Genomic DNA, 22258 nt, shown 5'->3' on the forward strand with positions numbered 1-22258 from the left:
TGAAGTAACGTGTTTCACATGCCTGAAGCTGTCATCGTCGCCCATGCCCGTTCGCCCATCGGCCGCGCCGGAAAGGGATCTCTGAAGGACGTCCGTCCCGACGAGCTGTCCCGTCAGATGGTCGCCGCCGCCCTCGCCAAGGTGCCGGCCCTCGATCCGGCCGACATCGAGGACATTCACTGGGGTATCGGCCAGCCCGGTGGTCAGGGTGGTTACAACATCGCCCGCGTGATCGCCGTCGAGCTCGGCTTCGACCACATCCCCGGCGTCAGCGTCAACCGTTACTGCTCGTCGTCGCTGCAGACCACGCGTATGGCCCTGCACGCCATCCGTGCCGGTGAGGGCGATGTCTTCATCTCCGGTGGGGTGGAGAGCGTCTCGAGCTTCGGGATCTCCGGTGGCGCCGACGGTGCCCCGAACTCCAAGAACCCGCTCTTCGACGAGGCCATGGCCCGCACCGAGAAGACCGCCGAGGGCGGCGCGGGCACGTGGTCCGACCCGCGTGCCGACGGCATCCTGCCCGACGTCTACATCGCGATGGGCCAGACCGCCGAGAACGTCGCATCCTTCACCGGCATCTCCCGGGAGGACCAGGACCGCTGGGGCGTGCTGAGCCAGAACCGCGCCGAGAAGGCGATCGCCGACGGCTTCTTCGCCCGCGAGATCGACCCGGTCACCCTGCCCGACGGATCGACCGTCAGCACCGACGACGGCCCGCGCGCCGGCACCTCCTACGAGAAGGTGTCGCAGCTGAAGCCGGTCTTCCGCCCCGACGGCACCATCACCGCCGGCAATGCCTGCCCGCTCAACGACGGCGCGGCCGCGCTGGTGATCATGAGCGACACCAAGGCCAAGGAGCTGGGCCTGACCCCGCTGGCCCGCGTCGTGGCCACCGCTGCCACCGGCCTGTCGCCGGAGATCATGGGCCTGGGCCCGATCGAGGCGATCCGCAAGGTGCTCAAGGTGTCGGGGATGTCGCTGTCGGACATCGACCTCGTCGAGATCAACGAGGCCTTCGCGGTGCAGGTGCTGGGTTCGGCCGACGAGCTCGGCATCGATCACGACAAGCTCAACGTCTCCGGTGGGGCGATCGCGCTGGGCCACCCGTTCGGTATGACCGGTGCCCGCATCACCACCACCCTGCTCAACAACCTGCAGACCCACGACAAGACCTTCGGCATCGAGTCGATGTGTGTCGGCGGTGGCCAGGGTATGGCGATGGTGCTCGAGCGCCTGAGCTGACCCCGGTCGGCACAAACGAAGAACCCCGCTCCGATCGGAGCGGGGTTCTTCGTTTTCAGGAGACTGTCTAGTCGCTCTGGAAGTAGCTCAGCAGACGCAGGATCTCGACGTAGAGCCAGACCAGGGTCACGGTGAGACCCAGTGCGACGCCCCAGGCGGCGCGATCGGGGGCACCGGCACGGATCAGGCGATCGGCGGCGTCGAAGTCCAGCAGGAAGCTGAACGCGGCGAGCGCGATGCAGACCAGCGAGAAGATGATGGCGATCGGGCCGCCGTCGCGCAGGATGCCTGCGCTGCCGGTGAACAGACCGATGATCAGGTTGCCGACCATCAGCACGATCACGCCGATCAGGCCCGCGAACAGCATGCGGGTGAAGCGCGGGGTCACGCGGATCGCGCCGACCTTGTAGACCAGCAGCATGCCGAAGAACACGCCGAAGGTACCGAGCACGGCCTGACCGATGAGCGCACCGGCGTTGGCTCCGCTGACCACCCAGTTGGCGAAGACGTAGGAGATCGAGCCGACGAACAGGCCTTCGAGGACCGCGTAGCCCAGGACGATCGCCGGGTTGTCCTGCTTGCGCCCGAAGCTCGCGATCAGCACCAGGACCAGCCCGCCGATGGCACCGACACCGCACAGCAGCGGCGCGAGGGTCTCGTTGGACGAGCTGAGGAAGTACGACACGATGGCCGAGATGGTCAGCACCCCGAGGGTGATGGCCGTCTTGGTGACCACGTCGTCGATGGTCAGCTGACGTGTGCTCGGCGGCGCGGCGGGCGGGCTGTACGGCGCCTGCTGGCCGTACTGGTTGTACATGGCGGCCTGTCCGGCGCCGGCAGCACCGCTGCCGAAGCCTGCATAGCCACCGGACTGATTGTCACGGACAACGCCGCGCATCACCGGATTGCTACTGTCTCGCACCTGATGCTCCCTTGTCTTCGACGTTCGAGTGGACGTCTGAACTGTCAACGGGGACGAACCCCCATGAGTTCCGACTTTACCTTTTCTTGACCATCGATGCCGGAACCGCGCCTACCGGGGCCTGGTCAGTCGGTTCCCAGCCGGTCGACGAGCCGCCGGACGGCATCGGGGTCGGCGCAGTCGACCGTCCGCATCACCACGCGCCCCAGGCATGCCGCGCGCAGCAGGGTCGTGGCACGCTGCTCCTCGTCACCCCAGTCCAGTACCGGTTTCGCGATCATCAGCGAGGCCACCCCGTGGGCCGCAGCCCACAGTTCGAGGACCACGTCGGCGATCTCGTCGGGATCGAACAGCCCGTCGTCGGCGAGTTCGGTGACGGTGTCGGTGAACCGGACGAAGGCCGATGCGGCGAGCACCATGTCGACCTTCGTCCGGGTGTCGACGGTGGTCCGGGAGAACGCCTGCCGGTAGAGCACCGGGGTGGACACGGCGAACCGCACATACGCCAGTCCCTGCTGCAGGGCACGTTCCATCGGGTCGTCGACACCCGCACAGGCCTGCGCCATCCGGTCGTCGAGCTGCTCGAAATAGCGGGCACAGACCGCGTCCAGGAGTTCTTCCTTGTCGGCGAAGTGCAGGTAGATCGACGGTGGGGTCACCCCCACCCTCGTCGCGACCGCCCGGATCGAGACCGCGCTGCTGTCCTGCTCGTCGAGGAGCAACTCGGTGGCGGCATCGATGATCTCCTCGGCGAGGAGTTCACCCGAGCCGCGGGGGGACCGCGTCCGGCGTCTCGACGTCGTGCTCACTGCTCTCCTGTTTCTCCGTCTTCGTTGTGGTGGCCGTCGTCCCTGTGGCCGCCGTCCCTGTGGCCGCCGTCCCTGTGGCCGCCGTCCCTGTGGTCCCCGTCCCGGCCGGGAGCCCGTGGTCACCTTCCTCCGACAGCCCGATCCGGTCGTGCAGGGCCCGTAGCGGCGCCGGCGCCCACCAGTTGGCACGACCGGCGAGCCGCATGAATGCCGGGACCAGCAGCATCCGGATGACGGTCGCATCCATCAGCACCGCAAGGGTCAGACCCACCCCGAACATACGCATGAACGACACCTGGGAGGCCGCGATCCCGGCGAACACGATGCTCATCAGCAGTGCCGCGGCGGTGACCACGCGTCCGGTGCGGGCCAGGCCGACCGCGACCGCGTGATCGTTTGCGGCCCGGCTGCGATCGGATGCGAGCCACTCCTCGCGGACCCGGCCGAGCAGGAACACCTCGTAGTCCATCGACAGGCCGAAGGCGATGCAGAACATCAGTACCGGCATGGTCGCGACGAGGTAGCCGGTCGCGGTGGTGCCGAGGCCCCCGAGGTGGCCTTCCTGGAAGAACCAGACCATCGCACCGAACGTCGCCGACAACGACAGCACGTTGAGCACCAATGCCTTCAGTGGCAACACCACACTGCCGGTGAACAGGAACAACAGGATGAAGGTGGCGATCGCGATCACCGCGAGCACCCACGGCAGGTGGGCGTAGATGGAGTCGACGGTGTCGGCGTTGAGTGCCGCGAGGCCGGTGAACGACGCGGCGAGGCCCGGCGGTGTGGGCACCGCGCGCAGGGTGTCGAGCTGGTCGGATCCGGCGTCACTGAGCGGCTCGACCTCGGTGGAGATCGACAGCAGTCCGGTGACGGTCCCGTCGCCGGCGGTGTGGGTGCCGGCCGGATCGGCGGGCCCTCGGGCGGCGCCGTCGACGAAGGTCCCGGATGCGCCCGACACCGACGTCACCCCGTCGACGCGGGACAGGGCGGCGGCGTATTCGGCGCGGGCCGCGGGATCGGCGGGACCGACGACGACACCGGTCAGGGTGCCGGACAGGTCGTCGGTGAACCCGTCACGGATCTCCTGCTGCACCTCGTGCGCGCTCGCCGAGCTCGGCAGCACCCTGTCGTCGGGGAACCCGAACCGGATCGACAGGAACGGGGCGCCGAGTACCAGCAGCACGATGATCACCCCGGCGCCGACCGGGGCGGCGTGGCGCAGCACCCACTGCACGAAGCGATACCAGCCGCTCTCCTCGATGGGCAGCGATGCCGGTTCGGGGCGGCCGCGGACCCGGCGGATCGCCCGCCGCACGTCGAGTGCGTCGATGCGGGGGCCGAGGACCATCAGCAGGGCCGGCGTGACGACGAGTGCGGCGAGGACCGCGACGATCACCACGCCGAGTCCGGCATAGGCGAACGACCGCAGGAAGTACATCGGGAAGATCGCGAGCGCCGAGAGCGACAGTGCGACCGTCACCGCCGAGAACGCGACGGTGCGTCCGGCGGTGTTCATCATCACCAGGATCGCCTGACGACGTTCACGACCGGATGCGAGTTCCTCCCGATAGCGGGTCACCAGCAGCAGGGTGTAGTCGATGGCGAGCGCCAGACCCATTGCGGTGGTGAGGTTGAGCGCGAAGATCGACACATCGGTCACGCTGCCGATCAGGCGGAGGACGGCAAAGGTGACGACGATCGCGAACACGCCCACCGCGATCGGCAGGGCGGCGGCCACCACCCCGCCGAACACCACGATGAGCACCAGGAAGCTGATCGGGATGGCGATACCCTCGGCGATCGCGAGGTCGCGGCTGGTCTGTTCGTTGACCTGCTGGAAGACCAGCGCCTGACCGCCCGCGCGGATCGTGATGCCGTTGCGCTCACCGACGATCTGGCCTTCGAGTTCCTCGGCATGTCGCGGGGCGTCGTTGTCGCCGCCGGACAGGGTGGCCACGATCAGCGCCGACGTCCGGTCCTCGGAGAGCAGCGACGACGCCAGCGCGGGCTGCTGCCAGACCGACAGGATCGGCCGTTGCACATTCGGATTCGCCTCGAGCTCGGCGATGATCTCCCGTCCGGTGCGCATGCCGACGGGGTCGGTGGCCATGTCGGTGCCCGGCGGGGCGTCGAGTTTGAAGACGATCTGCAGACCGCCACGGTCGAAGGTCTCATCGACGACCTGTGCCGCGGTGGCCGCCTCGGAATGCGGGTCCTCGTATCCGCCGGACAACAGGTACTGCGACGCCGACGCGCCATAGATCCCCGCCCCCACCAGAACCAGGAACACCACGGCCAGCACACGTTTGGGTGCCGCCGTCACGAGCTGTGCAATTCGGGTCAACATGGGTCCCCCAGACCTGTTGGTCGATCCATCCGGCATTTTGACTTATCGGCGTTAAGTTAACGTCGATAAGTCCCGTCGGTCAAGGGCCGTCCCGCATTCGGCAGACACCACCCCCACGCACACAGGACGCCCCGCGATGGCATGCTGATGCCCACGCCCCCATAGCCCAATCGGCAGAGGCAGCCGGCTTAAAACCGGCACAGTGTCGGTTCGAGTCCGACTGGGGGCACCATGTCATCCCTGCCGGCCTCCGGCCGGAGTGCGCCCACTGAGTTCGAGTGACATCCCGGAGGGCGCACCATCACACCCCTGCCGGCCTCCGGCCGGAGTGCGCCCGAATCCGGTCACACCACGACCTGATCGGCCACCTGACCCACTGGCCTGCCGGACAGTCGCGGGTCAGGTCGATCCCGTAGCCATTGTGATCGCAGCCACACCATCCCTACATTTGCGACGGAAATCACCTATGAATGTCGAGATCTATGAAGGGATCACGATGACCGACGTTGCCATGGCTCCGCCCGAGACGTTCACCGCACCGGCCGGATCGGTCGAACCGGCCACTCCCCCTGCCCCACCGGCGAATCCCGCCGCGATCGGCGTGCCCACGTTCATCGTCGGGTCGGTGGCCCTCGGCATGGTACTGGTGGGATTCGTCCCAGCCACCGGCGCATCCATCCCGATCATCCTGGCCGCCACCAGCATCGGCCAGCTGGTCGCGGCGGTCTGGGCATCGTCGTCGGGACAGAGCGCGGTTGCCGCGATCTTCGGCATCTTCAGCGGATTCTGGCTCAGCTACGCGGTCCTGGTCCTCGGCCTCACCCACGGATGGTTCGGGGTCGGCGAGGCGAATGCCGTTGCCACCCAAGAGGTCTTCCTCACCTCATGGCTGGTGGTCGTGGGTCTGCTGACCGTCGCGACGCTACGCCTGCCGTTCGCGTTCACCCTGCTGTTCGTCCTGATCGACATCGCACTCGTCCTGGTGCTGCTGGCAACCGCCCAGGGCAGCACCGCGATCCAGACCGCCGCCGGCTGTGTGGTGTTCGCCTTCGCCGCGGTCGGCGCCTACCTGTTCCTCGACGCCATGTCGACGTCCACCGGCGGACCGGCCCTCCCGATGGGACGGCCGGTCCTGGCCTGATCCACCTGGCCGACGCCGCCACCTCCTCGACGGGGGATGTGGCGGCGTCACAGGCCTTTTCACCCGACCACACGAAATCCTGCGCGTGTGCGCGCAGATCAGTGCAGGCTCTCCAGGAGCCGTAGCCACACCTCGCTGACGGTCGGATAGGCCGGGACCGCATGCCACAACCGGTCCAGCGGGACCTCTCCGACCACGGCGACGGTCGCCGAGTGCAACAGTTCGGCGACGTCGGGACCGACGAAGGTGGCACCCACGATCACCTCCCGCAGGGCGTCGATCACGAGTCCCGCATGTCCGCGATAGTCCGACCGAACCAGCGCCGATCCCGCGACGGCGATGTCGAGTTCGGTTGTCCTTACCTCGATCCCGGCGGCACGCGCGGTCTGCTCGGTCATTCCCACCGAGGCCACCTCGGGGCGGGTGAACACCACCTGCGGGACGGCCGAATGGTCGGCGAGCGCCCGATACCGGGGGCCGTCGAGCCGGTATCCCTCTGCGCGGGCGGAGATCACATCGCCCACCACCCGCGCCTGGTACTTGCCCATGTGGGTCAGCGGAGCACGCCCGTTGGTGTCACCGACGGCGTACAACCATCCCCGACCGGCCACGTTCAGGTGATCGTCGACGTCGAGGGGTTGCGTCGGATCGATCCCGAGGGTCTCCAGGCCCAGCCCCACCGTGGCGGGGCGGCGTCCGGCGGCGACGAGGACCTCGTCGACCTCCAGTCCATCGGCCCGCGAGCCGTCGGCCCCGGTCAGCGAGATCCGGACCGGCCCCCCGTGAACACGGCCGGGGCCGGTGTCGCGGGTCTTCACCCGCTGCACATGCCCGAACGTCTCGCCGAAGCGTAGGTCCACTCCGCGGGCTCGCAGGCCCTCGGCGACCATCGCCGACGCCCACGGTTCCATGGCCGGCAGCAGCGCCTGCCCACGCACGGCCATCGTCACCGTCGCACCGAGATCGGTGAGCCAGGTGGCGGCCTCACAGGCCACCACCCCACCGCCGAGTACGCCCACCCGTTCCGGGACCTCGACCACGGCGGTCACGTCACGGGACGTCCAGGGCGCCGCGTCGCGCAGTCCCGGGATGTCCGGGATCGACGCGGTGCTGCCGGTTGCCAGCACCACCGCCTCCCGTGCCCGGATGCGACGGCCGTCCACCTCCACCACACCGTCCTCACCGGTCAGCCGTGCCCGGCCGCGCACCAGGTCGATACCCGCGCCGTCGAGCCAGCGGACCTGGGACGCGTCGTCGCGGTGCGAGGTCATCGTGTCGCGCCAGCCGAGCAGCGCGTCGCGGTCGGGCCGGGTCGAGGTGACCCGGGGCGCCGAGCCGGGCAGTCCGGCCGCGGCCTCGAGCACCGCCCCCGCCCCGAGCAGCGCCTTGCTCGGCATACACGCCCAGTAGGAACATTCCCCGCCGACGAGCTGGTCTTCGATGATCACCGCGGTGCGACCGGAACCGCGGATGGCGTAGTCGGCGGCGTTCTCGCCGGCGGGACCACCGCCGATCACCACGACGTCATAGGTGTCGGTGTTGTCTCCCGAACGACTCATGTCACCACGGTAGGCGCCCGGTGCCACCCACCCGACCCGATCGCCAGGAATGATCGACAGTCATGTCGGACAGCGTTCACCAGGGCCCCTCGGTGCCGGACGAGCCGGAACCGGGCGCCCCCACCAAGCCGAACCACCCGGACCAGGTGCACTGGATCCGGGGAACACGACGCATCCTGGCCGCCGAATGGCGCGTGATCCGCGGTCGCGACCCCGATCTCAACCCCGTCGACATCACCGAGTACTCGGGTCCGCTGCTCGTCGCCGGGGTCGCGATCGCCATCGTCGGCATTCTGCCGCTGGTGGGGACACACCTGGGATCCGATGCGGTATTCGGCCCGCTGATCGGTTCGTTCGCCCTCGCCGCCGTCGCGACCACGACGATCGCCTGGTTGCTGGCCACCGTCCTGGCCGGGCTGGTGGTGCTGGTGGTCTATCACTCGTCACCGAAGACGGCGACCATGACCACCGAGCACGCCGTGCGCGCCTCCTTCGACCGCATCACCGGGATCTCGTCGTCGGTCACCCTGATCGCGTTCATCTCCGGTCTGGTGTCCCTGGCGATCGCCCTGCCCCGGCTGGAGTCCACCGACGACGAGGACTCGGTCCTCGCCCGCCTGTTGAGCGCCCAGGTGGCCTGCCTGCTGCTCGCCCTGGTGCTGGCGTTCACCGTGGAGGCCTTGCGTACCGCGACCGCCATCCTGGGGTCGCAGGTGAAGGTGATCGCATCGGTGGGTGGCCTGCTCATCACGCTGGTCTCGTTCTATCTGGCCTCCACGATCGGCCCGTTCGAGCCGATCGCGCTGACCCGGACCCTGCTCGACGCATGGCTGCCCGCGACGGTCGACGGGACGCCCCGCGACGAGGTCATCGCCGACCTGCTGCCCGGATCGGCGCGCGCGTGGACGGCGCTGACCGTGACCGGATACGTGGTGGTGATGTGGCTGCTCCTCGGGTGGCACACCGGGGATCTCCGACGACTGCGGGCGGCCGTCCGGATCGTCGGACACTGACACCCGCCCGCAACAGCCGACACCGGCTCCACACGCTCGACGACCGATCCGCGCCGTGTTCATCCGGGATTCACCGCGCGCCCACCGAACTCTGCCTACACTCTGCGGGCGGCCGCATCACCTTCTGTCTGCGGACCAGCCCATCCGGTGCGACCGCCCGACAGCGAGGAGCACAGGGTGAGCAACGCCGGATTTGCCGGATATTCGCGGCGGGACTTCCTGGCCCGTGTGGCCGCGACCGGTGGCGCAGGACTGCTGACGTCGTGGGCGGCGCCGATCATCGACAAGGCGTACGCCTCGGCCGATCCCGGCGGGAGCGGCTCCCTGTCCGACATCGAGCACATCGTGCTGTTCATGCAAGAGAACCGCAGTTTTGATCATTACTTCGGAAGCTATTCCGGCGTAAGGGGTTTCGGCGAGCAGTCGGCCGCATGGAAGCAGTACGGCTGGGCGCCGGGCGTCGGTCCCACCACGTCCGGCCACACCGTACCGTTCCGCCTCGACACCGCGCACGACGCCAATCTCGACGGGCAGTGCATCAACGATCCCGACCACTCCTGGGCCGGTATGCACAAGGCGTGGAACAACGGACGCAACGACGGCTGGCTGCCGATGTCGATCGCATCGGTCGGACCGGAGAACGCACCGGCGCTGATGGGGTACTACGAGCGTGCCGACATCCCGGTGCACCGGTCCCTCGCCGAGGCCTTCACCCTGTGCGACGGCTACCACTGCTCGGTCCTCGGCCCCACCGATCCCAACCGTCTGTACTGGATGAGCGGCACGCTCGACCCCGACGGCAGACACGGCGGACCACTGCTCGAGACCCCCACCCTCATCCCCAAGTTCGCCTACAGCTGGCGCACCATGCCGGAGAACCTCCGCGACGCCGGGGTGAGCTGGAAGATCTACAACAACAAGGACTTCGGCCCGGTGTCGTCGGTGATCCTCGACGGGATGATGGGCTGTTTCACGCAGGCCCGGAACCCGAGTTCCGAACTCGCCCGCCGCGGAATCGATCCCACCTATCCGGCCGACTTCGCCGCCGACGTCAAGGCCAACCGCCTGCCCAAGGTGGCGTGGGTGGTCCCGCCCGCACTGGAATGCGAGCATCCTGCGCTCCCGGCAGCGCTCGGCGCGGTCGGCATCGTCGGGTTGCTCGACATCCTGACCTCCAATCCGGCGGTCTGGGAGAAGACCGCGCTGATCATCAGCTACGACGAGAACGGCGGCTTCTTCGACCACGTCACCCCGCCGACCGCTCCGCCCGGCACCCCCGGTGAGTACGTCAGCGTCCCCGATCTGGGCAAGGTGTCCTCGGCCAAGGGCATCCGCGGGCCGATCGGACTGGGCTATCGCGTGCCGTGTTTCGTCATCTCCCCCTACAGCCGGGGCGGTCTGGTGGCCACCGAGACCTTCGACCACACCTCGCAGCTACGGCTGATCGAGAAACGTTTCGGGGTGCCGGTGCCCAATCTGACCGCATGGCGCCGATCGACGGTCGGCGACATGACCTCGGCGTTCGACTTCGGCAACCGTCCCGACGCCACCCGGCCCAGGTTCGGTGATCCGGTACCGGCCGCACAGAACGCCCTGGTCAAGTGTGGTCCCAACGTGGCCGCCGGAACCCTCGGGCAGGGTACGCCCTACCCGGTGCCGCCCAATCGGATGCCCGGCCAGCAACCGGGAACCCGTCGCGCACCCACCGGATAGGGCCGTGATGTACTCGACCCATGACCGATTCGGGTGTCTCCGCTGCCGACCGGCTCACCGGGCCGCAGATCCTGGCCATGGGTGATGCCGCCGTCGCGGGCCTGACCATCGGTATCTCGGTGTATGCGGCGGCGATCCTGATCGCCGTCGGAATGGGACTCACGGCGGCACGTCAGGGGCGCCGGCGCCGCGCGATCATCTGCGCGGTGATCGTCGGCATCCTCACCGTCGCGGGTGTGGTGATCGCGGTGGCCAGCAGCATCGTCTGAAACATCGCCTGATCCGTTCGGTTCCGACGTGTCGCCGGTCACGCGATTCGTCGGATGCCACCCCGACCGTGTACGGTCGAAACATCGTGATGCGCCTCGAGCAGCGTCACTGCGTCGTAGAACGACTGTTGTCGGCGGGACGCCCGAACTTCCGGAGCGCCGCCTCGATCACTCCACTTCATACGGCGAACGAATGCGCGACCCCGCGCCTTCGCCATCCGATCGTCGCTATGTGGGTGTTCCACTCGGTGTCGATCCCTGCCCGAAAGGCATGACTTTGACCACCTTCGCCGATCTCGGTGTGCCCAACGCCCTCGTCGAGGTTCTCGCCGCCGAAGGAAAGACCGAGGCCTTCCCGATCCAGGCCGACACCCTGCCCGACACCCTCGACGGTGCCGATGTCCTCGGCCGCGGCCGCACCGGCTCCGGCAAGACCCTGGCCTTCTCCATCCCCCTGGTCGCCGGACTGGCCGACCTCGACGTCGCCCGCACCCCGGGTGCACCCACCGGCCTGGTGCTGGCCCCGACCCGCGAGCTGGCCACCCAGATCGCCGACGCCGTCACCCCGCTCGCCGAGGCCGTGGGCCTGCGCGTCACCACCGTCTTCGGCGGCGTGAAGCAGAGCCGTCAGGAGCAGGCCCTGCGCCGCGGCGCCGACATCGTCGTCGCCTGCCCCGGACGACTCGAAGATCTCATGAGCCAGAAGATCATTCGGCTCGACGACGTCGAGATCACCATCCTCGACGAGGCCGACCACATGGCCGACCTGGGCTTCCTGCCCGCGGTCACCCGCATCCTCGCCTCGACCCCGGCAGACGGCCAGCGCATGCTGTTCTCGGCCACCCTCGACAACGGCGTGGACAAGCTGGTCCGCCGCTTCCTGCACGAGCCGGTCATGCACTCGGTCGACGACGCGTCGTCGCCGGTGGAGAAGATGACCCACCACGTCTACGAGCTGGCCGACGCCTCGACCAAGAACGACGTCATCCGGACCCTCGCCTCGGGCACCGGGAAGCGAATCCTGTTCACCCGCACCAAGCATCAGGCGCGCAAGCTCGCCAAGAAGCTCACCGCCGAGGGCATCCCCGCCGTGGATCTGCACGGCAATCTCAGCCAGGCACAACGTGATCGGAGCCTCGCGGCCTTCGGCGGCGGCAACGTCCGCGTGCTGGTGGCCACCGACGTCGCCGCCCGCGGTGTGCACGTCGACGGCATCGAGCTGGTCGTCCACGTCGACCCGCCGGCCGAGCACAAGGCCTACCTGCACCGTTCGGGCCGTACCGCCCGCGCCGGCAGCGCCGGTGACGTGGTCACCCTCTGCCTGCCCGAGCAGCGCCGCGACCTCCGACAGCTGCTGAGCAAGGCCAAGATCTCGGTCACCCCGCAGCGCGTGGATGCCACCTCCGAGCCGGTCCTCACCCTTGTCGGCGAGCGCGCCGCCTACGTGGAGCCCGCCCCCGAGCAGCCCGCCCAGCAGCGTCAGCCCCGCAGCCCGCGCCGCGCCGGCGGTCAGTCCGGTGCACGCAACGCCAACCGCAGCGGCCGTGGACGCGGCGAGCAGTCCGGTACCGGAGGCTCGCAGGGTTCCCGTTCGCGGACCGGCGCCCCGCGCCGGTCGGCCGGTGGCCATCCGGAAGGCGGCGCCGCACGCTCGGGCGCGACCACCCGTTCCGGCGGCACGGGACGTTCCGGTGGCACCGCACGCTCCGGCGGTGCCGGGCACGCCGGCGGCACCCGTACCCGCGATGCGCAGGCCGGTGGCGGCGCTCGTCGCGGCAACGGCCGCAACGGCAACGGCCAGGCCGCGCGTCGTCGCACCTCCGCCCCCACCCACTGATCGTCGGACCTCTGCCCCGAATCGGCCGGAGGTTTCGACCGGGTCCACCATCCGCGTGGACCCGCGTCGAAACCTCCGGCCGAGATCGTTTGTGCCGCTGTCGTTTCGATACTCCGAATCAATCGACGGCCATCTCCCCCAGTTCCGACCAGCCGTCCTGGTCGACGGTGGTGTTGATGATCTTGGGCGTCGACACCAGGTAGGCCGGCAGTTCCGCGGTGGCCTTCTTGAAGTGATCGCTGCTCACGTGTGCCACCGCGGCGTCGTCGTCGAACGCCTCGATGAGCACGTACTCGTCGGGGTCGGCGAGGCTGCGCGACCACTGGAACCACTTGTTGCCGGGTTCGGCCTGGGTGGCCTGGGTGAACTCGGCGCTGATCTCGGGCCATCGATCGGCGTGTTCGGGCTTGATCTTCCACAGTGCGACGATGTGAATCATGGGGCCGAGACTAGCCCGCCCCTGCCGGTCCGGCGGTCTCAATCCGCGACGCCTGCGCGCGAGCCCCGGTCGGTTAGCGACCGCTCACTCGGGCTCATCGGCCATGAGGCATAGTGTGGGGTACGACACAGTTCGTGGTGACCATCCCGACACGGAGGACAAGCATGCGCGAGATCACCCAGTTCTACATCGACGGCCAGTGGGTCGACCCGATCGAGCTCAACCTCATCGACGTCATCAACCCGGCAACCGAGAAGGCCGCGGGTCATGTCGCGATCGGCAACGCGGCCGACGTCGACGTGGCGGTCGCCGCAGCCCGCCGCGCCTTCACGACCTGGGGCTCCACCACTGCCGCCGAGCGCCTGGAAGTGCTCAACGCGATCATCGCCGAGTACCAGAAACGGATGGACGATCTGTCGGCGGCGGTCACCGAGGAGATGGGCGCCCCCGACTTCCTGTCCAAGAACGTCCAGGTGCCGATCGGCCTGGGCCACCTGATGACCGCAGCCGCCGCCCTGCCGAACTACTCGTTCGCCGAGGACCGCGGGACCTCGCGCATCGTCAAGGAACCCATCGGTGTCTGCGGCCTGATCACGCCGTGGAACTGGCCGCTCAACCAGGTGATGTGCAAGGTGGCACCGGCACTCGCCACCGGCTGCACCATGGTGCTCAAGCCGTCCGAGGTGGCTCCGTTCAGCGCTGCGATCGTCGCCGAGATCTTCGACACCGCAGGCGTTCCCGCGGGTGTGTTCAATCTGGTCAACGGTGACGGGCCGGGTGTGGGCACGGCCCTGTCGACGCACCCCGGAATCGACATGGTGTCGTTCACCGGCAGCACCCGCGCCGGCGTCGAGGTGGCGCGGAACGCCGCCCCGACCGTCAAGCGCGTGGCGCAAGAGCTCGGCGGCAAGAGCCCCAACGTCATCCTCGACGACGAGGATCTCGCCAAGAACGTCGCCGCCGGCGTGTCGTCGATGATGGTCAACTCCGGTCAGTCCTGTAACGCCCCCACCCGCATGCTGGTGCCGGCGAGCCGACTCGACGAGGCCACCGAGGCCGCCCGATCGGTGGCGCCCGCCCTCACCGTCGGCGATCCCACCGGCAAGGTGCGGCTGGGGCCGGTCGTCTCCGAGCCGCAGTTCACCAAGATCCAGGGCCTGATCGAGCGGGCCATCGCCGACGGCGCCACCCCCGTCTTCGGCGGCCCCGGCCGTCCCGACGACCTGCCGACCGGCTACTACGTACGCCCCACGGTGTTCCGCGATGTCACCAACGACATGGAGATCGCCCGCACCGAGGTGTTCGGCCCGGTGCTGGTGATGATCGGCTACGACGATCTCGACAACGCCGTCGAGATCGCCAACGACACCGACTACGGCCTCGCCGGATACGTGTCGGGCAAGGACACCGACAAGGTCCGTGAGGTCGGCAGTCGGATCCGTGCCGGGTCGATCTCCCTGAACGGTGCACAGCTCGATCCGTCGGCGCCGTTCGGCGGCTACAAGCAGAGCGGCAACGGCCGCGAGTGGAGCGACTACGCCTTCGACGAGTTCCTCGAGGTCAAGTCGCTGCTGGGCTTCGGCGCCTGACTCCTGCCACCTCCTCCCTCACCACACCGGCGGGGGCATCCGCATCGGATGCCCCCGCCGGTGTGCTCGGCGATTGATTGCGATGGCGCCGAACAGGTCTCAGCGTTGCGTCGGGGTGTGGCCCTCGATCCACCGCAGCAGGGTGCCGAGCACCTCGCCCTTCTCCGGTTCGTTGAAGATCTCGTGCCGCAGGCCCTCCCAGATCACCAGCGTCTTGTCCGCCGACGACGCGAGCCGTTCCACGAGCCGGCTGCCCTCGGGGTTGGTCAGCGTGTCCTCGCTGCCGTGCATCACCAGGACCGGCATCCGCAGCGACGGGAGCCGTGCCGGGAAGGACTGCATCGTCGAGATCATCTCGGCGCCCAGCCTCGCCGGGATCTTGCCGCGATACACCATCGGGTCGGCCTCGTAGGCGGCGATCACCGCGGGATCGCGGCTGATGCTGCCGGCGTCGAGAGCCATGGTCGGCAGACCGGGCGCGATCTTCCCGACCAGCTTCGACACCGCGATCAACGGTCCGGGCAGATCGTCACCGGGCATCACCGCCGCCCCCGACAGCACCAGGCCGTCGAGACGGTCCGGGTGGTCGAGGGCGTAGTCCAGGGCGATGCAGCCGCCCATGCTGTGCCCGACCAGGAACAACGGGATGCCGCCGACGCGCACCTCGCCGATCACCCGGTGCAGATCGTCGGTGTAGTCCTCGAAGCGGCTGACCTGCATACGCCGTCCTCCCGACCGGCCGTGCCCGAGATGGTCCGGTACCGCGACGAGATAACCTGCGTCGGTGAACATCTCGACGACGTGACGGTACCTCCCGCCGTGTTCTCCCATGCCGTGTGCGATCACCACCACCGCACGCGGTGTATCCGCCGGCTCGAACACGTCGAAGACGATCCGCTCGCCGTGCCTGCCGATGAACTCGTGCTCCACCTGTGCCATCCCCTGCCCTCTCATCCCGTCCCTGTCAGCCCAACCCGATCCGGTTCAGCACGCTGCGGCCGGCCGACTCGATCGCGCCGAGCGGACGTAGCGCCGCCTCCCCGATACCCACGAGCGCCTCGATCCGGCTGACCACCGTCTCCAGTCGTGCGACCACCGCGACCATCCGGTCGACCGTGTCGTCGACGCGGGTCAGCGTGCCGGTCAGTTGCGACAGTGTGGTGTCGAGCTTCTCGATGGTGCCATCGAGATCGCCGAGCGTGTTGCCGAATCCGTCCAGCGCCGAACCCATGTCGGTGAGAATGGTGTCGACCTGCTCGACCGTGACATCCGCGTTCAACGCGGCCTGTGCCAGCTTGCGGAACCGCTGCCGCTCCCCCGGACGCGCCGCCGCGCCTTGCGTAACCCCTTTGTCGGCCATGGTGGCGATTATCCCGGTCCCCCCGAGCGCAGGAGGGCGATTCGGCGTGCCGCCTTCGTCCGGTCCCCGCCTCAGCGGCCGGCCAGCACCTCGAAGACGGCGGCGAGCCGGATCCTGGCGGCATCCACCTCGGCGTCGTCGCCGGCCAGGTGATGCAGCAGGGCCCGTTGGAAGATCCCGTCGAGCAGCAGGTAGGCGGTGGCGGAGTCCAGGACGGGCTGCCCGTCCAGTAGCTCGCAGTAGCGGGTGACGACCCGCCAGATCATCTCCTCGCGGCGGGCCTCGATGTCGAGGACGTCGGCGCGGAAGGCATCGTCGAACAAGCTCTGGTTACGCAGGTCGTACCAGAGCCGATGAATCGGGGCATCCGCGACGAGGGTACCGAAGTAGTTGTCGCCGAATGCCTTTCGCAGTCCATCGGCGTCGGTGGCGGCATCCACCACGTCGTCGTAGCGGGTCACACAGACCGCCTCGTACTGGCGGACCGCATGGGCGATCAGGTCGAGCTTGTCGGAGAAGTAGTAGTGCAGCACGCCGTGGGAGTACTCGGAGTTCTGGGCGATCTCCCGCAGGCTGGTGCGCGCATATCCGAGTTCGGCGAGGGTGTGCAGGGTGGCCAGCGCCAGCTCGGTGCGTTTGGCCGAGAACTTGTCCCGAGCCCGCTCGTCGATGCGGGCACGCGTTGCACTCGGTCCTGTCATGGCGTCACCCACCTCCACGTCGAACCGGCCCATCCGGCGCCGGAGTTCCCAGTCTAGCCCCGCTGCCTGCGCCGACGCCCTTGACAACCGTCCAGACTTTCCTTGACGACTGTCAAGATCAGACCCTAGTGTGTGAGCTGCACCACACACTCGACGAACGGAGCAACACCATGCCCACCGACAAGCGCGTCGTCGTCTATGGCGCATCCGGGTACACCGGCCGCCTGATCTGTGAATACCTGCGTGAGTACAACATCCCGTTCCTGGCCGCCGGCCGGAACTCCGACCGCCTGAAGGCCGTCGTCGACGCGGTCCCGGGTATCGACACCGTCGACCACGAGATCGTCGACGTCGAACACTCCACCGAAGCGCTGGTCGACGCCTTCCGCGGCGCCGAGGTGGTCCTCAACACCGTGGGCCCCTTCGCGCGATGGGGCGACCCGGTGGTGCAGGCATGCCTCGAGATCGGAGCCCACTACACCGACACCAACGGCGAGCAGAACTGGATGATCGACGTCGAGAAGCAGTACGGCGCCGAATTCGCCTCGCGTGGAATGGTTCTCACCCCTGGATTGGCCCAGATGTACACCATCGGCGAGATCGCGGCCAACATCTGCCTGGAGACGCCCGGCCTCGACACCCTCGACATCGAGGTGTTCTGGAAGGGATATCCGACCGTCGCCTCCACCAACACGATCCTGACCAACGCCGCGTTCGCCAAGGCCTACTACCTGGAGCAGAACGAGTACGTGGAGTGGCCCGCCGACGCCGGGATCTACGAACTCGTCGTACCCGGTCAGCACGAGCTGGGCCTGGCCCTCCCCTGGGGCGGGACGTCGCATCCGGTGTGGTTCAAGAACGATCCGCGCGTCGCCAACGCGAGGGCACTCGGTGGCGTCATCAACCGCCCGCTCATGCTGGGGGTCCCGCAGATCGTGGCGGCGGCGCTCGAACAGATGGAGGGCAAGTCCGACGCGGAGAAGTTCCAGATCATCGACACCGTCTCGGCGTCGGTGCGCAGCGAGACCCCGCCCCGGGAGAACCCGCGGATCAACACCTCACTGGACTCGGTCCACGCCTCCGGCCCCCTGGGTCGCGTGCACTGTGTGATCCACGGCAACTGCAACTACAAGCAGACCGCCCTGCTCAACGCCTACGGTGCGGCACATCTGCTGCAGGCCACGCCGCGTGCGGTCGGATTCGTCTCGGGCTGTCAGGTCTTCGGTCATCGCGAGATGCTCGGGGTGCTGCGCGCATTCGGTCTCGTGCTCGACCCGATCGTCACCGCCCACGGCTGAGGAGCTCGGCGATGCGACTGTCCGACTATCTCGACAGGGGTGTATCGCTCGGCCGGGATGCGCCGTGCCTGACCGCGGGCACCCGAACACGCACCTACGGTGAGGTCTGTGACCAGACCGTGAGCATCGCGGCCGCACTGCAGCACAACGGAATCCAGACCGGAGACCGGGTCGCGGTGCTGTCGGCGAACGATCCGCTCGCCCTCACCTGCGTCTTCGCGATCGCCCGGGCCGGGGCGGTGTGGTGTCCGGTGAACCCCCGCAACGAGGCCGACGAGAACCGGCAGCTGTTCGACCTGTTCGGCTGCCGATTTCTGTTCTTCCAGAGCGCTTTCGCCGGTCTCGTCGCCCGCATCCGCGATCGGCTGCCCCGTCTGGAGTGGCTGGTGTGCCTCGACGACGACACCGGCGACGACATCGACGGGGCGGTGCCGTTCGACCGCTGGCTCACCGAGCATCCGGGAGAACTCGACTCGCAGCGTCATCCCGACGGCGGTCTGTGCATGCTCGCCGGCACCGGCGGGACGACGGGAAAACCCAAGGGCGTGCGGCTCACCGAGGACAACCTGATGACGTCGACGGCGCTGGCGTTGATGTCGTATCCGTTCGGTCGACGACCCCGCTACCTGGCGATGGCACCGCTCACCCATTCGGCGGGTGTCCTCACCTTCCCGATCCTGAGCCTGGGCGGCGAGGTGGTGATCATGCCCGCACCGGACCTCACCGAATTCCTCACCCTGGTGCAGGAGCACGGCATCACCCACGCCTTCCTCCCGCCGACCGCGATCTACGGTCTCCTCGACACCCCGGCCCTCGATCGCACCGATCTCTCGTCGCTGCAATGCCTGTGGTACGGCGCGGCACCGATGTCACCGACCCGGCTCGAGGAGGCCCTGACCCGGATCGGCCCGGTACTCGGACAGCTCTTCGGCCAGACCGAGGCACCCAACATGATCGCCACGATGGCGCCCGCCGACCACTTCCGCCCGGACGGCTCGATCGCCACCGAACGGCTCCGCTCCGCGGGACGGCCCACCCCGCTCACCACCGTGGCCATCATGGACGAGGCGGGACGGCTGCTCGGGCACGGCGAGCCCGGCGAGATCGTGGTCCGCGGACCGCTGGTGATGGACGGATATCACGAGAATCCCACGGCCACAGCCGAGGTGAGCCAGTTCGGGTGGCATCACACCGGCGACATCGGCTACCTCGACGACGACGGATTCCTGTTCGTCGTCGACCGCGCCAAGGACATGATCATCACCGGCGGGTTCAACGTCTACTCCGCCGAGGTCGAGCAGGCACTGTTCACCCACCCGGCGGTCAAAGAGAGTGCGGTGGTGGGCCTGCCCGACGCCAAGTGGGGTGAACGGGTCACCGCAGCAGTACAACTGCGTCCCGACCAGACGGTGACCCCGGAGGAGCTGATCGCCTTCGTCAAAGAACGAATCGGCAGTGTGAAGACCCCCAAACAGATCGAGATCTGGCCCGACCTGCCCCGTTCCAAGGTCGGCAAGATCCTCAAGAACGAGATCCGAGACACCCTGCAGCAAGGAGAGAACAATGAGTGAACTGTCCGGCAAGCGCGTGTTCGTCACCGGTTCCGGCGCCGGGATCGGCAAAGCCATCGCGGCGCTGTTCATCGAACGCGGCGCATCGGTCGTGGTGAGCGACCGCGACGAGGCGGCCGCAGCATCGGCCGCCACCGAGATCGGCGCCGCCGGTGTCGCCAACTGCGACGTCACCGACGAGTCGGCGGTACAGGAGGCGATCAGCGCTGCCGTCGCGATCCTCGGTGGTCTCGACGTCCTGGTCAACAATGCCGGCATCGAGATCTCGTCGCCGCTGTCGCAGCAGTCCACCGACTCCTTCGATCACATCTACGCGGTCAATGTGCGTGGTCCGTTCGTGGCGATGAAGGCCGCGATCGGTCATCTCGTCGAGTCCAAGGGCAATGTCGTCAACATCGCCTCGGTCGCCGGGGTCGGCGGCAGCCCACTACTCGGATCATATTGTGCGACAAAGGCTGCGCTCATCCAGCTCACCAGGGTGGCCGCAGTCGAGATGCGTCCGGCCGGGGTACGGGTGAACGCGGTGTGCCCGGGATTCGCCGACACCAGCATGGTGGAGCGCCTCGTTCCCGACTTCGAGGCCGCGACCCAGGTGCCGTTCGGTGATCTCGTCGCCGCCAAGCAGGGGCGTCTCGGGACTCCTCAGGACATCGCCGAGGTCTGCGCCTTCCTGGCCTCCGATCGTGCATCCTGGATCACCGGCAGCCACTACATCCTCGACGGCGGGCTCACCGCTTCGCTGGTCTGACCCCCACCACGCGGCGTCGCCGTCGACGTCGGCGGTGACGGCGAGACGCTGCGGTCGGCCGCCGCCCTCCCGAAGTCGTCACGTTCGACCAGCCACGAGACCAGGACCCCGGCGATCAGAGCCCAGAACGCCGAACCGATGTTGAGAATCGTCAGGTCTGACACCGACACCAGAAAGGTGACCAGTGCACCCATCGTGAACCGGGAGCCGAACGCACCGCGGAAAGCGCTCTGCAGTGCCCCGAGCAGGGCGAGTCCGCCGACCGTGGCGATGAACGCCGCCGGCATCGCCTGCATCAGCTCGACGAACACCGGCGCGAACAGGCCAACCACGATCGCCAGCACGCCGAAGGTCAATGCCGCGATGTAGTGCCGTTCGCGGCGGCCGTCCGACACCAGCAACGCATTGGTGGGGCCGGTCAGGCACGTCGAGATGGCCCCGACCGTCGCGGCGGCCGCCGACCACACCCCGCAGGCGATGGTCACGGCGTTGACCGGCACACGATGCCCCGAGGCGCGCAGCACCGCCACGCCCTGCCCGTTCTGCACCACGATCACCGTGATGGCCAGCGGGAGCACCAGTTCCAGTGCGGCCCGCACCGTGAACTCCGGCACGGTGAACACCGGGACCGCCAGCGGCGACGACGGCTTCGGTCCGGAGTGGAACGACCCGGTCGCGGCAACGGCGATGCCGCCCACCACGAACGCCCCGATGATCGGTGGCATCCACCGACTCACCGTGCCGTGGAACTGCAAGCCGAAGAAGGCGATCACGATGGGTGCGGCCACCCACGGGTCGGCACCCACGGCGGCGACGATGTCCAGGCCGAAGTGCAGGAAGACGCCGGCGACCATGCCCATCACGATCGGCATCGGCAACGCCGACATCGCTTGTCGCACACGGCCGGTCAATCCGACGAGAAGGATCAGCAGACCGGTCAGCAAGAAGGCGCCGACCACCTCGGCCCAGGACAGGTGCTGCAACGACGCGCCGACCAGCACCGTGCCCGGAATGGTCCACGCGAAACCCAGCGGCGCCCGGTACACCCAGCTGGCGATCAGCGTCAGGATGCCGTTGAGCACGAACACCCCGAAGATCCACGACGACAGTTGTGCGGCGGTCAGATGTCCGGCGGCACCGGCCGCCAGGATGACCGCGACCGGACCCGACGCCGCGAAGATCAGGCCGATCACACCGTTGACCACGTAGGTGCCGCCGATGTCCCGAAGCATCTCCCTGGGGCGCGGGGGCCGCAGGGTCGGCCGTTCGACGATTCCCGCGATCGGTCGTGGTTCGTGAACGACGGCGGCCTCGTTCTCGGCGTCGTTCTCCGAGATGGGTGCGGACATTCTCGTGCTCTCCTCGTCCGTCGTTGTGCCGTCCTCCTCGTGGGGCTGCTGTCTGTGATGCTAGCCACGGATTCATCACGAACAAGGACGTGATTTCTGTCGATTGATCGGCGAGGTTTATCAACCGATGTCCCGTCGGCGTTTCCCTCGAACGCACCTGATCACCGCGCAGCACGAATCCGGACTCCCCACTCGCCGAATCCCGACATCTCGCCCACAGCCCCCGTTCGCGACTCTCGCTCTCTGTTCCCACTCGCGAAACTAGGGGAAGGTCGTCCTTCCCCTAGGTTTGCGACCTTCCCCCAGTTGAAACCCGGGGAAGGTGACGAAAGTAGGGGAAAGTTCGCC

The 22258-nt window shown here is 68.1% G+C and carries 19 protein-coding genes and 1 tRNA gene; 11 read left to right on the forward strand and 9 right to left on the reverse strand.

What is annotated here, in order from left to right:
* Positions 1-18: 18 nt before the first annotated feature.
* Positions 19-1242 (forward strand): acetyl-CoA C-acetyltransferase, encoded by a 1224-nt coding sequence (locus tag GD1_RS05770; RefSeq protein ID WP_059036256.1) that lies wholly within the window; start codon positions 19-21, stop codon positions 1240-1242.
* Positions 1243-1309: 67 nt separating this feature from the next.
* Here GD1_RS05770 and GD1_RS05775 read toward each other — a convergent pair whose 3' ends face one another.
* From GD1_RS05775 to GD1_RS05785, 3 genes are all read right to left on the reverse strand, one after another.
* Positions 1310-2164: a Bax inhibitor-1/YccA family protein gene (locus GD1_RS05775; RefSeq protein WP_020791628.1), complete on the reverse strand. Its 855-nt coding sequence runs from the start codon at positions 2162-2164 to the stop codon at positions 1310-1312.
* A 125-nt stretch (positions 2165-2289) separates the two neighbouring features.
* Positions 2290-2973: a TetR/AcrR family transcriptional regulator gene (locus GD1_RS05780; RefSeq protein ID WP_020791631.1), complete on the reverse strand. Its 684-nt coding sequence runs from the start codon at positions 2971-2973 to the stop codon at positions 2290-2292.
* Positions 2924-5323, reverse strand: coding sequence for an MMPL family transporter (locus GD1_RS05785; protein ID WP_059036258.1), 2400 nt, complete (start codon positions 5321-5323; stop codon positions 2924-2926). Before GD1_RS05785 ends, GD1_RS05780 begins: the two co-directional genes overlap by 50 nt.
* A gap of 155 nt (positions 5324-5478) precedes the next feature.
* Here GD1_RS05785 and GD1_RS05790 point away from each other — a divergent pair.
* Both GD1_RS05790 and GD1_RS05795 read left to right on the forward strand, forming a co-directional pair.
* Positions 5479-5555 (forward strand) — tRNA-Leu (locus GD1_RS05790).
* 264 nt (positions 5556-5819) lie between these two features.
* The gene (locus GD1_RS05795; protein ID WP_152972792.1) at positions 5820-6464 is read left to right on the forward strand and encodes a GPR1/FUN34/YaaH family transporter; all 645 of its coding nucleotides are present in this window, start codon (positions 5820-5822) and stop codon (positions 6462-6464) included.
* Between the two features lie 98 nt (positions 6465-6562).
* On the opposite strand, the gene GD1_RS05800 is transcribed toward GD1_RS05795, so the two are convergent.
* The gene (locus GD1_RS05800) at positions 6563-8023 is read right to left on the reverse strand and encodes a dihydrolipoyl dehydrogenase family protein (protein ID WP_059036296.1); all 1461 of its coding nucleotides are present in this window, start codon (positions 8021-8023) and stop codon (positions 6563-6565) included.
* Between the two features lie 62 nt (positions 8024-8085).
* Between GD1_RS05800 and GD1_RS05805 the strand changes: the two genes are divergently transcribed.
* The 4 genes from GD1_RS05805 (at position 8086) to GD1_RS05820 (ending at position 12855) form a co-directional block, all read left to right on the forward strand.
* Positions 8086-9036, forward strand: coding sequence for a hypothetical protein (locus GD1_RS05805; protein ID WP_020791135.1), 951 nt, complete (start codon positions 8086-8088; stop codon positions 9034-9036).
* A 177-nt stretch (positions 9037-9213) separates the two neighbouring features.
* Entirely contained in the window at positions 9214-10749 is a 1536-nt protein-coding gene (locus GD1_RS05810) for an alkaline phosphatase family protein (RefSeq protein WP_059036261.1), read from the forward strand.
* 20 nt (positions 10750-10769) lie between these two features.
* Positions 10770-11018 (forward strand): hypothetical protein, encoded by a 249-nt coding sequence (locus GD1_RS05815; RefSeq protein WP_059036264.1) that lies wholly within the window; start codon positions 10770-10772, stop codon positions 11016-11018.
* A 277-nt stretch (positions 11019-11295) separates the two neighbouring features.
* Positions 11296-12855, forward strand: coding sequence for a DEAD/DEAH box helicase (locus GD1_RS05820; protein WP_059036298.1), 1560 nt, complete (start codon positions 11296-11298; stop codon positions 12853-12855).
* A 118-nt stretch (positions 12856-12973) separates the two neighbouring features.
* Here GD1_RS05820 and GD1_RS05825 read toward each other — a convergent pair whose 3' ends face one another.
* Complete coding sequence (locus GD1_RS05825) at positions 12974-13294, reverse strand: putative quinol monooxygenase (RefSeq protein WP_020791066.1); 321 nt, start codon at positions 13292-13294, stop codon at positions 12974-12976.
* Positions 13295-13458: 164 nt separating this feature from the next.
* Between GD1_RS05825 and GD1_RS05830 the strand changes: the two genes are divergently transcribed.
* Positions 13459-14883 (forward strand): aldehyde dehydrogenase family protein, encoded by a 1425-nt coding sequence (locus GD1_RS05830; RefSeq protein ID WP_059036266.1) that lies wholly within the window; start codon positions 13459-13461, stop codon positions 14881-14883.
* 99 nt (positions 14884-14982) lie between these two features.
* Here GD1_RS05830 and GD1_RS05835 read toward each other — a convergent pair whose 3' ends face one another.
* From GD1_RS05835 to GD1_RS05845, 3 genes are all read right to left on the reverse strand, one after another.
* Complete coding sequence (locus GD1_RS05835) at positions 14983-15822, reverse strand: alpha/beta hydrolase (RefSeq protein WP_020791062.1); 840 nt, start codon at positions 15820-15822, stop codon at positions 14983-14985.
* Between the two features lie 25 nt (positions 15823-15847).
* On the reverse strand, positions 15848-16243 hold the full coding sequence (locus GD1_RS05840; RefSeq protein ID WP_020791061.1) for a hypothetical protein: 396 nt from the start codon (positions 16241-16243) through the stop codon (positions 15848-15850).
* A gap of 71 nt (positions 16244-16314) precedes the next feature.
* Positions 16315-16944 carry a TetR/AcrR family transcriptional regulator gene (locus tag GD1_RS05845; RefSeq protein WP_059036300.1) on the reverse strand — a complete coding sequence of 210 codons (630 nt, stop codon included), beginning with the start codon at positions 16942-16944 and terminating at the stop codon, positions 16315-16317.
* 170 nt (positions 16945-17114) lie between these two features.
* Between GD1_RS05845 and GD1_RS05850 the strand changes: the two genes are divergently transcribed.
* From GD1_RS05850 to GD1_RS05860, 3 genes are read left to right on the forward strand one after another with little or no spacing between them, the layout of a single operon-like run.
* Entirely contained in the window at positions 17115-18242 is a 1128-nt protein-coding gene (locus GD1_RS05850) for a DUF5938 domain-containing protein (RefSeq protein WP_059036302.1), read from the forward strand.
* An 11-nt stretch (positions 18243-18253) separates the two neighbouring features.
* On the forward strand, positions 18254-19813 hold the full coding sequence (locus tag GD1_RS05855; RefSeq protein ID WP_059036268.1) for an acyl-CoA synthetase: 1560 nt from the start codon (positions 18254-18256) through the stop codon (positions 19811-19813).
* Positions 19806-20561, forward strand: coding sequence for an SDR family NAD(P)-dependent oxidoreductase (locus GD1_RS05860; RefSeq protein ID WP_059036271.1), 756 nt, complete (start codon positions 19806-19808; stop codon positions 20559-20561). Before GD1_RS05855 ends, GD1_RS05860 begins: the two co-directional genes overlap by 8 nt.
* Here GD1_RS05860 and GD1_RS05865 read toward each other — a convergent pair.
* Positions 20522-21793: a benzoate/H(+) symporter BenE family transporter gene (locus GD1_RS05865; protein WP_157079378.1), complete on the reverse strand. Its 1272-nt coding sequence runs from the start codon at positions 21791-21793 to the stop codon at positions 20522-20524. The two genes, GD1_RS05860 and GD1_RS05865, sit on opposite strands and share 40 nt — an antisense overlap.
* Positions 21794-22258 lie beyond the last annotated feature (465 nt).

The sequence above is a fragment of the Gordonia desulfuricans NBRC 100010 genome, from assembly GCF_001485495.1.
Taxonomy (GTDB): Bacteria; Actinomycetota; Actinomycetes; order Mycobacteriales; family Mycobacteriaceae; genus Gordonia; species Gordonia desulfuricans.

Coding starts and splice junctions, on each gene's coding strand:
- GD1_RS05850 (WP_059036302.1), top strand. CDS start 17,115: ATGCCCACCGACAAGCGCGTCGTCGTCTATGGCGCATCCGGGTACACC.
- GD1_RS05855 (WP_059036268.1), top strand. CDS start 18,254: ATGCGACTGTCCGACTATCTCGACAGGGGTGTATCGCTCGGCCGGGAT.
- GD1_RS05770 (WP_059036256.1), top strand. CDS start 19: ATGCCTGAAGCTGTCATCGTCGCCCATGCCCGTTCGCCCATCGGCCGC.
- GD1_RS05785 (WP_059036258.1), bottom strand. CDS start 5,323: ATGTTGACCCGAATTGCACAGCTCGTGACGGCGGCACCCAAACGTGTG.
- GD1_RS05830 (WP_059036266.1), top strand. CDS start 13,459: ATGCGCGAGATCACCCAGTTCTACATCGACGGCCAGTGGGTCGACCCG.
- GD1_RS05825 (WP_020791066.1), bottom strand. CDS start 13,294: ATGATTCACATCGTCGCACTGTGGAAGATCAAGCCCGAACACGCCGAT.
- GD1_RS05805 (WP_020791135.1), top strand. CDS start 8,086: ATGTCGGACAGCGTTCACCAGGGCCCCTCGGTGCCGGACGAGCCGGAA.
- GD1_RS05860 (WP_059036271.1), top strand. CDS start 19,806: ATGAGTGAACTGTCCGGCAAGCGCGTGTTCGTCACCGGTTCCGGCGCC.
- GD1_RS05835 (WP_020791062.1), bottom strand. CDS start 15,822: ATGGCACAGGTGGAGCACGAGTTCATCGGCAGGCACGGCGAGCGGATC.
- GD1_RS05840 (WP_020791061.1), bottom strand. CDS start 16,243: ATGGCCGACAAAGGGGTTACGCAAGGCGCGGCGGCGCGTCCGGGGGAG.
- GD1_RS05815 (WP_059036264.1), top strand. CDS start 10,770: ATGACCGATTCGGGTGTCTCCGCTGCCGACCGGCTCACCGGGCCGCAG.
- GD1_RS05845 (WP_059036300.1), bottom strand. CDS start 16,944: ATGACAGGACCGAGTGCAACGCGTGCCCGCATCGACGAGCGGGCTCGG.
- GD1_RS05800 (WP_059036296.1), bottom strand. CDS start 8,023: ATGAGTCGTTCGGGAGACAACACCGACACCTATGACGTCGTGGTGATC.
- GD1_RS05795 (WP_152972792.1), top strand. CDS start 5,820: ATGACCGACGTTGCCATGGCTCCGCCCGAGACGTTCACCGCACCGGCC.
- GD1_RS05865 (WP_157079378.1), bottom strand. CDS start 21,793: ATGCTTCGGGACATCGGCGGCACCTACGTGGTCAACGGTGTGATCGGC.